The sequence below is a fragment of the Allobosea rubneri genome (assembly GCF_032464875.1).
GTDB classification, from domain to species: Bacteria; Pseudomonadota; Alphaproteobacteria; order Rhizobiales; family Beijerinckiaceae; genus Allobosea; species Allobosea rubneri.
Map to the genome: position 1 here is coordinate 70,076 of NZ_JAWDID010000025.1, position 12,584 is coordinate 82,659.

10 protein-coding genes are annotated in these 12,584 nt (G+C 70.1%); 5 read left to right on the plus strand and 5 right to left on the minus strand.

Annotation, left to right across the window (positions count from 1 at the left end; translation table 11 throughout):
* Window positions 1-11: 11 nt before the first annotated feature.
* The 5 genes from acs to tsaD form a co-directional block, all read right to left on the minus strand.
* On the minus strand, window positions 12-1,964 hold the full coding sequence (gene acs / locus RKE40_RS16890; protein WP_316019393.1) for an acetate--CoA ligase: 1,953 nt from the start codon (window positions 1,962-1,964) through the stop codon (window positions 12-14).
* A 268-nt stretch (window positions 1,965-2,232) separates the two neighbouring features.
* On the minus strand, window positions 2,233-2,643 hold the full coding sequence (locus tag RKE40_RS16895) for an EVE domain-containing protein (protein WP_316019394.1): 411 nt from the start codon (window positions 2,641-2,643) through the stop codon (window positions 2,233-2,235).
* A complete protein-coding gene (locus tag RKE40_RS16900; RefSeq protein ID WP_316019395.1) occupies window positions 2,643-2,975 on the minus strand; it encodes a hypothetical protein in 333 nt (110 codons plus the stop codon). The genes RKE40_RS16895 and RKE40_RS16900 overlap by 1 nt, the downstream gene beginning before the upstream one ends.
* A 151-nt stretch (window positions 2,976-3,126) precedes the next feature.
* Window positions 3,127-4,125 carry an NAD(P)H-dependent glycerol-3-phosphate dehydrogenase gene (locus tag RKE40_RS16905; RefSeq protein ID WP_316019396.1) on the minus strand — a complete coding sequence of 333 codons (999 nt, stop codon included), beginning with the start codon at window positions 4,123-4,125 and terminating at the stop codon, window positions 3,127-3,129.
* Window positions 4,122-5,165: a tRNA (adenosine(37)-N6)-threonylcarbamoyltransferase complex transferase subunit TsaD gene (tsaD, locus tag RKE40_RS16910; protein WP_316019397.1), complete on the minus strand. Its 1,044-nt coding sequence runs from the start codon at window positions 5,163-5,165 to the stop codon at window positions 4,122-4,124. Before tsaD ends, RKE40_RS16905 begins: the two co-directional genes overlap by 4 nt.
* Before the next feature lie 159 nt (window positions 5,166-5,324).
* Between tsaD and hemC the strand changes: the two genes are divergently transcribed.
* From hemC to rpoH, 5 genes are all read left to right on the plus strand, one after another.
* The gene (gene hemC, locus RKE40_RS16915; protein WP_316019398.1) at window positions 5,325-6,284 is read left to right on the plus strand and encodes a hydroxymethylbilane synthase; all 960 of its coding nucleotides are present in this window, start codon (window positions 5,325-5,327) and stop codon (window positions 6,282-6,284) included.
* A 32-nt stretch (window positions 6,285-6,316) separates the two neighbouring features.
* Complete coding sequence (locus RKE40_RS16920) at window positions 6,317-8,356, plus strand: uroporphyrinogen-III synthase (protein ID WP_316019399.1); 2,040 nt, start codon at window positions 6,317-6,319, stop codon at window positions 8,354-8,356.
* 16 nt (window positions 8,357-8,372) lie between these two features.
* Entirely contained in the window at window positions 8,373-10,082 is a 1,710-nt protein-coding gene (locus tag RKE40_RS16925; protein ID WP_316019400.1) for a heme biosynthesis protein HemY, read from the plus strand.
* A gap of 213 nt (window positions 10,083-10,295) precedes the next feature.
* Entirely contained in the window at window positions 10,296-11,324 is a 1,029-nt protein-coding gene (locus RKE40_RS16930; protein WP_316019401.1) for an RluA family pseudouridine synthase, read from the plus strand.
* Window positions 11,325-11,527: 203 nt separating this feature from the next.
* Window positions 11,528-12,433, plus strand: coding sequence for an RNA polymerase sigma factor RpoH (gene rpoH / locus RKE40_RS16935; protein WP_316019402.1), 906 nt, complete (start codon window positions 11,528-11,530; stop codon window positions 12,431-12,433).
* Window positions 12,434-12,584: the final 151 nt, after the last annotated feature.

The window sequence follows — 12,584 nt, forward strand, 5'->3', positions numbered from 1 at the left end:
CCGGGTCGGCCTCAGCCCGCCTTGCGCTTGTTCTGGCGGTTGGCGACGAGATCGTCGACCACGGCCGGATCGGCCAGGGTCGAGGTGTCGCCTAGCGCTCCGAACTCGTCCTCGGCGATCTTGCGCAGGATCCGGCGCATGATCTTGCCCGAGCGGGTCTTGGGCAGGCCCGGCGCGAACTGGATCAGGTCCGGCGAGGCGATCGGGCCGATCTCGTTGCGGACGTAAGTGACCAGCTCCTTCTTCAGGTCGGCCGAAGGGTTCTCGCCCGCCATCAGGGTGACATAGGCGTAGATGCCCTGCCCCTTGATGTCGTGCGGATAGCCGACGACGGCCGCCTCCGAGACCTTGGGATGCGCGACCAGCGCCGACTCGACCTCGGCCGTGCCCATACGGTGACCGGAGACGTTGATCACGTCATCGACGCGGCCGGTGATCCAGTAATAACCGTCGGCATCGCGGCGGCAGCCGTCGCCGGTGAAGTACTTGTTCGGATAGGTCGCGAAATAGGTCTCCTCGAAGCGCTTATGGTCGCCGTAGACCGTGCGCATCTGGCCGGGCCAGCTCTCGGAGATGACGAGGTTGCCCTCGACCGCGCCTTCCAGCACCTTGCCTTCGGCGTCGACGATCTCTGGCCGGATGCCGAAGAAGGGCCGCGTCGCCGAGCCGGGCTTCAGCTTGGTCGCGCCGGGCAGCGGCGAGATCAGGATGCCGCCGGTCTCGGTCTGCCACCAGGTGTCGACGATCGGGCAGCGCCGCTCGCCGACGACGCGGTGATACCATTCCCAGGCCTCGGGATTGATCGGCTCGCCGACCGAGCCGAGCAGGCGCAGCGACTTGCGCTTGGTCTTGGTCACCGCCTCCTCGCCGGCGCCCATCAGCGAGCGGATCGCCGTCGGCGCGGTGTAGAAGATGTTGACCTTGTGCTTGTCGATCACCTCCCAGAAGCGGGAGATCGTCGGGTAGGTCGGGATGCCCTCGAACATCAGCGTCGTCGCGCCATTGGCGAGCGGCCCGTAGAGGATGTAGCTGTGGCCGGTGACCCAGCCGACATCGGCCGTGCACCAGTAGATGTCGCCGTCATGATAGTCGAAGACGTATTGATGCGTCATCGAGGCATAGACGAGATAGCCGCCGGTGGTGTGCAGGACGCCCTTCGGCTTGCCGGTCGAGCCCGAGGTATAGAGCAGAAACAGCGGGTCCTCGGCCTTGACTTCGACCGGCGGGCAATGACCGGAGACCTTGGCGGCCTCGTCATGATACCAGACGTCGCGGCCGTCCTGCATGGTGACGTTGCCGCCGGTGCGCTTGACGACGATGACGGTCTCGATCCCGCCCTTGACCTTGGGGTCGGCCGCGTCGACGTTCTTCTTCAGCGGCACCGAGCGCCCGCCGCGCAGGCCTTCATCGGCCGTGATCACGATCTTCGAATCGGAATCCTCGATGCGGCTCGCCAGCGAATCCGGCGAGAAACCGCCGAACACCACCGAATGCATCGCCCCGATGCGCGCGCAGGCGAGCATGGCATAGGCCGCTTCCGGGATCATCGGCAGGTAGATGGTGACGCGGTCGCCCTTCTTGACGCCCTTGGCCTTCAGCACGTTCGCGAACTTGCAGACCTCGGTATAGAGCTGGCCGTAGGTGATCTTCTTCGACTCGGAGGGGTCGTCGCCCTCCCAGATGATCGCGGTCTGCTTCGCCCGCGTCGGCAGATGCCGGTCGACACAGTTGTAGGCGACGTTGGTGGTGCCGTCCTCATACCATTTGATCGAGACCTTGCCGGGCTTGTAGCTGGCGTTGCGGACCTTGCTGTAAGGCTTGAACCAGTCGATCCGCTTGCCCTGCTCGCCCCAGAACTTGTCGGGGTCCTTGATCGAGGCCGCGTACATCTTCTTGTACTTGGCGTCGTTCAGATAGGCCTTCTTGGCCCAGCTGGCCGGCACGTCGTAGATCATCTCGGTCATATCAGGCGTCTCCCCAGACTTCGGCCGTCGGCGTGAGCCGGAGGGCGGCTCGGGGCGGCATGGTGCCGTGGTCGCATTCCGACACGGCTTCTTTCAAGTTCGTCGCATCATAAGACGCAAGCCATTGGCGACAAGCGCCGCCGGCTCGCACTTTCGTTGCTGCGACTTTCGGCGAGGGCGCGGTGCCGAGCGGTCCGCCCGGCATCCCGGTCGCCCCCCATGACGCGCACTCCGCCTGCCTCCAGGCGGTGGCCCGCGAAGGTGGCTCTCAGAGCCCGCCCATCTTGCAGACGAGGGCCCATTCCTCGTCGGTCACCGGCTGCACCGACAGGCGGAAGGAGGTCACCAGCGCCATCTTGGCGAGCTTCGGCTCGGCCTTGACCGCCGCCAGCGTGACCGGCTTCGGCAGCGGCTTCACCGCCTTGAAATCGACCAGCACCCAGGGCGGGCCGGCTTCCGTCCAGGGATAGTGCTCCCTGATCACCTCGACGATGCCGACGACCTCGAGGCCCTCATTGGAATGGTAGAAGAAGACCTGGTCGCCCTTCTTCATCGCCATCAGGTTCAGCTTGGCGGTGTGGTTTTTGACCCCGTCCCAATGCGTCCCCTTGGCGCCGGCCGCGACCTGCTGGTCCCAGGACCAGACCGAGGGTTCCGACTTGATCAACCAGTGCGCCATCAGGCCTCGTCCTCTTCTTCCTTCAAGGGCGCTGGCGGCCGCGATGCCGCCTCGCCCTGTTCGTTCCAGAACCGCACCATCTCGCGGGTCAGCGCGGCATAATCCTGCGGGCTGAGCTCGATCCTGGTCTCGCCTTCGCCAAAGGGCAGGATCAGCACGAAGCGATGCGTATCCTCGCGGCGCCGCCGGCGCAGCTCGATCACCCGCCAGGCGATGCGCCCGGCGAGCGGCACGGGCTGGCTTTCGGCCACGAGCTCGGCGCCGGTGGTCTTGCGCACCTCGGCGATCCCGCGGGCGACGCGTTTCGTCAGGTCGGACCAGTCATTGGCCATCGCTACACCTCGCCGGTCATAATAGAGCCCTCATCCTGAGGAGCGCTCGCAGAGCGCGTCTCGAAGGATGCCTCCAGCGCACACTGGAGCATCCTTCGAGACGCCGCTACACGGCTCCTCAGGATGAGGGCTGGAAGGGCGGTATCCACTCTCAATTCTCGGCCCGGATCGGCCGCGCCAGCAGCCCGGCGACCGCCTCGCGGACGCCCACCTCGCCGGCGATGATCGCCGCGACCGCTTCGGCGATCGGCGTCTCGATCTGCCGTGCTTGCGCCATCTCCGCAAGGATCGCCGCCGTGAAGGCCCCCTCGGCGAGCTTGCCGCCGGCGGCCTCGGCCGGGCTCCGCCCCTGCCCGAGCGCCAGCCCATAGGCGAAATTGCGCGATTGCGCCGAGGCGCAGGAGAGCACGACGTCGCCGAGCCCGGAAAGCCCCATCAGCGTCTCCGACTGCACGCCGAACGCCTCGCCGAAACGGCGCAGCTCCGCGAAGCCGCGCGCCACCAGCGCCGCCCGGGCGCTCTCGCCATAGCCGAGCCCGATCGCGATCCCGGCGGCGATGGCGAGCACGTTCTTGGCGGCGCCGCCGATCTCGACGCCGCGCGGGTCGTTGCTGTGGTAGATGCGCAGCGAAGCCGAACTCAGCACCTCGGCGAGGTCCTGCGCCAGCGCGGCATCGCTTGCCGCCAGCGTCAGCGCCGTCGGCAGGCCGCGCGCGATGTCGGCCGCGAAGCTCGGGCCCGACAGGATCGCCGGCACGGCACCCGGCCAGAGCTCGGCGACGATCTGCGTGGTGAAGAGGCCGCTCTTCTGCTCGATGCCCTTGGCGGCAGAGATCGCCGGCAGTCCGGCCGGCAGGGCGCGCGCGAGATCGGCGCAGACCGGTCGAAGCGCCTGGGTCGGCACCGCGAGGATCAGCGCCCGCGCCTGCGACAGCGCCGCCATCTCCGCGACCGGGGTCACGCTTTCGGGCAGGGTCGCGCCCGGCAGCCGCGGCACCGCGCGGCTCTCGCGCATGATCGCAACCGCCTCGGCATCGCGGGCCCAGAGGATCACACGCCGCCCGGCACGCGCCGCGGCAAGCGCGAGCGCCGCGCCGAAGGCGCCGCCGCCGGCGACGCCGATCGTGGCGAACCGGTCGGAAGGCGTCATCCGGCGGCCTTGATTTCGTCGAGCGGCCAGCGCGGACGGGCGAGTGCCCCCATGTCGTCGATCAGCCCGAGGCGCAGCCGCTCCAGCCCGGCCCAGGCGATCATCGCGCCATTGTCGCCGCAAAGTGCCAGCGGCGGCGCCACCATCGGCAGACCGGCTTCGGTAGCGAGCCGCGTCAGCCCGCTGCGGATCGCCTGGTTGGCGGCGACGCCGCCCGCGACGACGAGCGTCGACGGGCTAATCCCGGCCTCGCGGCAGGCGCGCAGCCCGGCGCGGGTGCGGTCGACCAACACATCGACCACCGCCGCCTGGAAGGAGGCGCAGAGATCGGCGACGTCGCGGTCGGAAAGCGGCGCGATCCGCTCCGCCATCAGCCGCACCGCCGTCTTCAGGCCCGACAGCGAGAAATCGGGCTTGGGCCGCCCGCTCATTGGCCGCGGAAACTCGAAGCGCTCGGAATCGCCGTTCAGCGCCTCGCGCTCGACCGAGGGGCCGCCGGGATAGGGCAGGCCAAGCATCTTGGCGATCTTGTCGAAGGCTTCGCCGACCGCGTCGTCGATGGTCGTGCCGAGCCGGAGGTAATCGCCGACGCCGCGCACCGCGAGCAATTGCGTATGCCCGCCCGAGACCAGCAGCAGGAGATAGGGAAAGGCGACATCGTCGGTCAGCCTTGCCGTCAGGGCGTGGCCCTCGAGATGGTTGACCGCAATGAAGGGCTTGCCGGTCACCAGCGCGATTGCCTTGGCGCTGGTCAGGCCGACCATCACGCCGCCGACAAGCCCCGGCCCGGCCGCCGCCGCGATCGCGTCGATCTCCGAGACCTTGAGCCCGGCCGTCTCGAAGGCCCGCGCCACGATCCGGTCGATCGCCTCGACATGGGCGCGCGCCGCGATTTCGGGCACGACGCCGCCATAGGCCGCATGCGCCGCGATCTGGCTGAGGATCTCGTTGGAGAGAATCTTGGCCTCGCCGGCACGATCGACGCCGACGATCGCGGCCGCCGTCTCGTCGCAAGTGGTCTCTATGCCCAGAACACGCATGGCCGGTCGGTCGAAAGGCTCGCTGGTTTAAGGTCCCGGCGGCGGGGCCGCTGCCGGGTGCGCGGTTTCGCGCGGGGATTTCCTTCGTATAGTGCTGCAAGAAGAAGAAGGCCAATGGCGCGGGCGAGCCCCGCGCCGGAACCGGAGAATTTGCGCCGCATGAGTCAGCAGCCCACCCCGCCACGCCAGCAGCGCCTGCCCGGCCGCTTCGTCATCGGCACGCGCGCCAGCCCGCTGGCCATGGCGCAGGCGCGCGAATTCGCCGGCCGCCTGATGCAGGCCCATGGCTGGGCGCAGGACGAACTGCCGCTCGACGCCATCGTCACCACCGGCGATTCGATCCAGAACCGCTCGCTCGCCGAGGCCGGCGGCAAGGGATTGTTCACCAAGGAACTCGACGTCGCCCAGCTCGCCGGGACGATCGATTTCGCCGTGCACTCCTCCAAGGACCTGCAGACCCGGCTGCCGGACGGGCTCGTCGTCGGCGGCTATCTGCCGCGCGAGGATGCTCGCGACGTCCTGATCTCGCGCGGCATCGCGAGGGTCGCCGACCTGCCGCAGGGCGCCGTGATCGGCTCGGCCTCGCTGCGCCGCCAGGCGATGCTGCGCCGTTCCCGGCCCGATCTCCAGGTCGTGCTGCTGCGCGGCAATGTCGCGCGGCGCATGGAGAAGGTCGCCAGCGGCGAGATCGACGCGACGCTGCTGGCGCTCGCCGGACTGCGCCGCCTCGGTCTGGAGGACAAGGCGAGCGGCATCCTGTCGATCGAGGAATCGCTGCCGGCCGTCGGCCAGGGCGCGATCGGCATCACGATCCGCGCTGACGATGCCGCCGCCATCGCGGCCCTCGCCCCGGTGATCTGCCGCGACACCGGCTTCGCGGTGACGGCCGAGCGCGCCTTCCTGGCCGAGGTCGACGGCTCCTGCCGCATGCCGATCGCCGGCCACGCCGTCGTCACCGGCGACCGCGTGCATCTGCGCGGCCTTCTGCTCTCCCCCGACGGGTCGGCGAGCGCCGAGGGCGAGCGCCATGGTTCCGTCACGGACGCCGCGAAACTGGGAGCCGATCTCGGGCGCGAGTTGCGCGCCCGCGCTCCGGCCGGCATCTACGATCCGGCCTGAGCCTTCACGACCGGCCGAAGCGAGGAGACGACATGCGCGTTCTGGTGTTGAGACCGCAGCCCGATGCCGAGCGCACCGCCAAGGTGCTGATCGAGCGCGGCCAGGAGCCGGTCCTGGCGCCACTCTTCAGCATCGTCCCGGGCACGGAGCCGGCGCCGAAAGGCCCGTTCGACGCGCTCGTCCTGACCAGCGCCAATGCCGTGCCGGCGCTGGAGCAACTGCCGAAAGCCTGGCGGAAATCGCTTCCGGCCTTCTGCGTCGGCTCCCGCACCGCCGAGGCGGCCGGAGCGCTCGGCTTCGCGACCCGCAACGCCAAGGGCAATCGCTCCGATCTCCTCGCTTTGATCGCCGGCGAGCTGCCGGAACCCAGGAAGCTGCTCTTCGTCGCCGGTCAGGACCGGCATGACGACCTGCCCGAGCAATTGCGCGCCACCGGCCATACCGTGACGGTCTGGACCGCCTACGAGGCAAAGGCCGTCGATACGCTGCCACAGCCTGCGGCCGAAGCCCTGCGCGGCGGCGAGGCTGATGCCGCCCTGCACTACTCGCCGCGCAGCGCCCAGACCTTCCTGGCGCTGGCCGACGCGGCCGGGCTCACCGAGCAGGCGCTCGCCTTGCCGCAGGTCGCGCTGTCGGCCGAGATCGCCGCGCCGCTGATCAGTGCCGGCGCCGGCACCGTGCTGGTCGCCGAGCATGCCGAGGAGGCCGCGCTGCTCGCAGCCCTCGACCATCTGCCGGCTCGCATTCTGCTCGACGGCGATGTTAGAGAGGAGGCTGCGGCGACCGAACCGGCCGCGGAGATGGACAAGGACGCGATGAGCGAGCCGAGCAGCGAACAGAGCCCGGCCGCAAAGCGTCGCAGCCGGTCGGGACGGACACCGCCGACCATCGAGCTCGCGCCGCAGGCCGAAGCGGCCGCGCCGGCATCGTCCGAGGCGCAGGCGCCCGAGGCTGCAGCACCAGAGCCGGAGACCGCGGCGAGCAATGCCGCCGCGACTGAACGGACCAAGAGCGCGGCCGAGGCGATCCTGCCGAGCGAAGCCCTCCCACGTGAATTCGAGCCGCCGCCGGCGCCTCCGCCGCAGCGCCGCGCCGGCCTGCCGGCTCTTGCTCTGGCCGGACTGGTCGGCGGCGCGGTCGGCGCCGGGCTGGTGCTGCTCGGCCTCAAGCTCGCGGGCCCCGACGACGCCGCGCGCCTCGCCGAGCTGAACCGCCGCATCGAGGCGCTGCAGGCGCAGAGCGCCGCCTTGCCCAACCGCGCCGCGCTCGAAGCGATCGACCGCAAGGCGAGCGCCGCCGCCGACAGCGCCGCCAAGGCCGACGCTGCGGCACAGAGCAATGCCAGCCGCCTCGCCGAGCTCGCCAAGACCGTCCCGGCGGTTGCAGCGGGCGATGCCGCCGCGCTGGCGGAGGTCAGCGAAAAGCTCACCCAGGCCGACAGCAACGCCGCTGCCGCCCGCACTGCCGCAGCTGAGCTGGAGCGGCGTCTCGGCGAGACCGGGCAGCGCCTTGCCGCAGTCGAGACCACCGCCAAGAACGCGCTGGTGCCGAGCCGGCAGGCCCTGGCCGCCGCCCGCATCGTTCTCGCCGAGCGCGTCCGCGACGCGATCGGCGCCGGCCGCCCCTTCCAGCAGGATGTCGCCGCACTCGCGGCGGGCGGTATCCCCGCGACGGAGCTGACGGCGCTCGAAGCGGTCGCGACCAGCGGCGCGGCGACCCGCGACGCCCTGCTCGCGCAGTTCCGCAGCCACCGTGCTCTGTTCGCCCGCGAGAGCGCTCCGCCAGCCAGCAGCTGGGAAGACAAGCTGCTCGGGCTCGCCAGCCGGATCGTCACCATCCGCCCGGTCGGCGATACCGGCGCGAATGATCCGGCGACGCTGCCGATCCGTCTGGAGAACGCCCTGGTGCAGAATGACATCGCCACTGCGGCGACGCTCTGGGCGCAACTGCCGGAACCGGCGCGGCGCCCCAGTGAGGCATTCGGGGCGGCGCTGAAGCAAAGAGCGGCGGCCGAGGCCGCCATCGCCGGGATCGCGCGAAACGCTGTTGCGGCACTGGGTTCGGCAGGCTGAGGAAGGTTATCGGTCCATGGTTCGCGTACTGACCTATCTCCTCGTCATCGCCGCGCTGGCCGCCGGCGCCGTCTGGCTCGCCGACCGGCCGGGCGAGGTCTCGGTGCTTTGGCAGGGCTATCGGATCGAGACCAGCGTCGCGATCGCCGCGATCGGCGTCATCCTGCTCGCCTTCCTGGCGCTGGTCGTCTGGGCGGTGCTGCGCTTCGTGCTCGGCCTGCCCTCGGCCTTCAGCTTCGCCTCGCGGGCGCGGCGCCGGGCGCGCGGCTTCGAGGCGGTCTCGCGCGGCATGGTCGCGATCGGCGCCGGCGACCCGATAGCCGCCGGCCGCCATGCCCACGACGCCCGCAAATTCGCCGCAGAAGAACCGCTGACCTTGCTGCTGGAGGCTCAGACCGCCCAGCTCTCCGGCGATCGCGGCCGGGCCGAAGCCGCCTTCAAGGCGATGCTCGACAAGCCCGAAACCCGCGTGCTCGGCCTGCGCGGCCTGTTCGTCGAGGCACGGCGCCGCGGCGACATGGCCGCCGCCCGCGCCTTCGCCGACGAGGCCGTGCGGCGGTCGCCCTCGCTCGCCTGGGCCAACGACGCCCTGCTCGACTTCCACACCGGCGCCGGCGACTGGCAGGCGGCGCGCACCGCCGTCGAGCGCCGCGCCGCCTTGCGTCTCGCCGACAAGGCCGAAGCCAAGCGCCAGCGCGCCGTGCTGCTCGCCGCCGAGGCTCTCGAAGCCAAGGGCCGCGAGCCCGAAAAGGCGCTCGCCGCCGCGCTGGAGGCGGTGAAGCTCGCCCCCGGACTGACGCCGGCCGCGGCACTTGCCGGCCGCATGCTCTCCGAGCGCGGCGACATCAAGAAGGCGGCCAGGCTGCTCGAAACGGCCTGGAAAGAGGCCTCGCATCCCGACATCGCCGCCGCCTATCTCGACGTCCGCCCCGGCGACAGTGCCCGCGACCGCCTCGCCCGCGCCGAGACGCTGACCAAGCTGCGCCCGGCCGATCCGGAAGGCGTGCTGGCCCTGGCCGGCGCCGCGATCCACGCCCAGGATTTTGCCCGGGCCCGCGCGACGCTGAAGCCACTGCTCGCCGGCGGCGCCTCGGTCCGCGTCTGCCTGCTGATGGCCGAGCTCGAGGAAGCCGAGCACGGCGCTGCCGGGCGGGTGCGCGAATGGCTCGCCCGCGCCACCCGCGCCCCGCGCGATGCGGCCTGGGTCGCGGACGGCCTCGTCTCCGACCATTGGCTGCCGGTCTCGCCGATCTCCGGCCGCCTCGACGCCTTCGTCTGGACGGTGCCACCGGCGACCCTCGGCCGCCCCGCCGCCGATCTCGACGACGTGCTCGCCGATCTCGATGAATCCGCGCCCTTGCTCGAAGGCCGGGCCGAGACCGCGGCACCGGTGGAGGTGGTGCCGGAAACCGCCTCCGCCCCGAACGCTACCGTGATCGAAGCGGTGCCGGTCGCGCCGGCTCCTGCACCACCACAGCCCACGCCCGGGGCCAAGCCCGAGATCAAGGCCGAGGCCAAACCCGAAACCAAGCCAGAACCGGTTGCCGAGCCGAAGCCCGAACCGGCAGCCGCCACGCCGGCCGAGGCAGCGCCGAACTCCGGCAAGCCGGCAGCGCAAGGCCGGCCGGCGCCGGTGGTCTTCCCGGTTGCCCACGCGCCGGACGACCCGGGACCGGAGCAGGCACCGCCGGAGGAGCCGAAGGGCCGCTTCCGCCTCTTCGGCTGATCCGGCCCAGCGCATTGGGCAAAGAGAACGGAATCCCCTCTTCAGTCCAATGCCCCAGCAAGAGAGCTTATCGCCAGCCTGCGTCCGGCAGGATGCGATCTGCCGCCGTTCTCGGCCACGACGCGACGAGCCGCCCGAGAGCCCCGGCTCGAGCCCGAGCGCAATCCGCGATCTTTGGGTGCGATTTTCTTCCCTTGCGCCTATAGACGGGGCATGAACGCGCCCCACCCCATCGACACCCCGACCGAACTCGTGATCACCGCCGAGCATGCCGGCCTGCGCCTCGACAAGGCGCTCGCCTTGCTCGCGGGAGAGATCTCCCGCGCCCGGCTGCAGCAGGTGATCAAGGAAGGCGGCGTCAGCATCGACGGCGCGGTCGTCGCCGATGCCAGCCGCAAGGTCGTCGAGGGGCAGCGTCTGGCCCTGATCATGCCCGAAGCCAAGCCGGCCGCGCCGATCGGCCAGGCGATCCCGCTCGATGTCGTCTTCGAGGACGAGCACCTGATCGTCATCGACAAGCCCGCCGGCCTCGTCGTCCATCCCGCCGGCGGCCATGAGGACGGCACGCTGGTCAACGCGCTGATCGCCCATTGCGGCGCGAGCCTTTCGGGCATTGGCGGCGTGCGCCGGCCCGGCATCGTCCACCGCCTCGACAAAGACACCAGCGGCCTGCTCGTCGTCGCCAAGCACGACAAGGCGCATCAGGGGCTGGCCAAGCAGTTCGCCGATCATGGCCGCACCGGGCCGCTCGAAAGGGCCTACCTCGCGCTGGTCTGGGGCGCGCCGCGCCGGCAGACGGGGACGATCGACGCCCCGATCGAGCGCTCCAACCGCAATCGCGAGAAGATGATGGTGGTCGGCGAAGGCCGGGGCCGCGAGGCGATCACCCATATCGAGTTGATCGAGCGCTATCCACCCCTGCTGCGCGGCCACGAGGAGCTGGAAGCGCTGGCGAGCCTGGTCGAATGCCAGCTCGAGACCGGCCGCACCCACCAGATCCGGGTGCATATGAGCCATATCGGCCACCCGCTGCTCGGCGACCAGCTCTACGGCTCGGGTTTCATGACCAAGGCGAGCCGCCTGCCGGAGGGCGCCCGCGCCGCGCTTGCTGCTCTCGGCCGCCAGGCGCTGCATGCGCGGCTGCTCGGCTTCGCGCATCCGGTGACCCGCGAGGAACTCCGCTTCGAGTCGGAACCTCCGGCAGACTTTGCACGTTTGCAAAGTGAACTCGCGATCCTGTGACGGTTTTTTGCTGCGCCGCCCACTTTCGGTCACTCTCGCATTGAATATACTGCACTGCGAAGCGGATGGCTAAAGGGGCGCCGCTGGGTGTGCTGCCCGCGAATTGACGATTGTCTTCGTGGCGGCGCGCCGCACAATCCTGCCCGAAGGACACTCGGGTGGTCGGCTCGCCGCGGAGCGGGAGCCTGGAGAGGAGTACGAGCATGGCGATTGCGTCGCTGCCCGTCATGTCCGCCGAGGGCGGACTTTCACGTTACCTGGAAGAGATCCGCCGGTTCCCGATGCTGGAACCGAACGAGGAATTCATGCTGGCCAAGCGCTGGCGCGAGCATGGCGACCGCGATGCGGCCCATAAGCTCGTCACCTCCCATCTGCGTCTCGTCGCCAAGATCGCCATGGGCTATCGCGGCTACGGCCTGCCGATCGGCGAGGTCGTATCCGAGGGCAATGTCGGCCTGATGCAGGCGGTCAAGCGCTTCGAGCCCGACAAGGGCTTCCGGCTCGCGACCTATGCGATGTGGTGGATCAAGGCCTCGATCCAGGAATACATCCTGCGCTCCTGGTCGCTGGTGAAGATGGGCACCACCGCCAATCAGAAGAAGCTGTTCTTCAACCTGCGCAAGGCCAAGAGCAAGATCTCGGCGCTGGGCGAAGGCGATCTGCGGCCCGAGCAGGTCAAGACCATCGCCACCAAGCTCGGCGTCAACGAGCAGGATGTCGTCGACATGAACCGCCGGCTCGGCGGCGATGCCTCGCTCAACACGCCGCTGCGCGAGGATGGCGAGGGCGAATGGCAGGACTGGCTCGTCGATGACAGCGAGAGCCAGGAAAACCGGCTCGCCGAATCCGAGGAAAGCGACAACCGCCATTCGGCACTGCGCGAGGCCCTGAACGTGCTCAATCCGCGCGAGCGCCGGATCTTCGAGGCGCGCCGCCTCGCCGAGGACCCGATCACCCTCGAGCAGCTCTCGGAGGAGTTCGGCGTCTCACGCGAGCGCGTCCGCCAGATCGAAGTCCGGGCCTTCGAGAAGGTGCAGGACGCGGTCAAGAAGGCGCTGGTGCGGATCGAGGCGCCGCGCGCCGCGATCAGCGCCGCCAGCGGTCAGTAAAGCGGTCGCAGCGGTTGCAGAGGCAGCCGCAGCGGCCCGAGGAAGACCCTGCCTTCGCGCAGGACGATCGGCGGCAGCGGCGTGAGCCCTGCCGCCGCATTGCTTTGCGCGGCATTGGCCCGCCCGCCCAGCAGCGCGCCGAGCCCGGCCG

Bases quoted from the DNA above. Each gene is read 5' to 3' on its own strand.
- rpoH (WP_316019402.1), top strand. From the start codon at position 11,528: ATGGCGATTGCGTCGCTGCCCGTCATGTCCGCCGAGGGCGGACTTTCA.
- RKE40_RS16920 (WP_316019399.1), top strand. From the start codon at position 6,317: ATGCGCGTTCTGGTGTTGAGACCGCAGCCCGATGCCGAGCGCACCGCC.
- RKE40_RS16905 (WP_316019396.1), bottom strand. From the start codon at position 4,125: ATGACGCCTTCCGACCGGTTCGCCACGATCGGCGTCGCCGGCGGCGGC.
- tsaD (WP_316019397.1), bottom strand. From the start codon at position 5,165: ATGCGTGTTCTGGGCATAGAGACCACTTGCGACGAGACGGCGGCCGCG.
- hemC (WP_316019398.1), top strand. From the start codon at position 5,325: ATGAGTCAGCAGCCCACCCCGCCACGCCAGCAGCGCCTGCCCGGCCGC.
- RKE40_RS16900 (WP_316019395.1), bottom strand. From the start codon at position 2,975: ATGGCCAATGACTGGTCCGACCTGACGAAACGCGTCGCCCGCGGGATC.
- RKE40_RS16895 (WP_316019394.1), bottom strand. From the start codon at position 2,643: ATGGCGCACTGGTTGATCAAGTCGGAACCCTCGGTCTGGTCCTGGGAC.
- RKE40_RS16925 (WP_316019400.1), top strand. From the start codon at position 8,373: ATGGTTCGCGTACTGACCTATCTCCTCGTCATCGCCGCGCTGGCCGCC.
- acs (WP_316019393.1), bottom strand. From the start codon at position 1,964: ATGACCGAGATGATCTACGACGTGCCGGCCAGCTGGGCCAAGAAGGCC.
- RKE40_RS16930 (WP_316019401.1), top strand. From the start codon at position 10,296: ATGAACGCGCCCCACCCCATCGACACCCCGACCGAACTCGTGATCACC.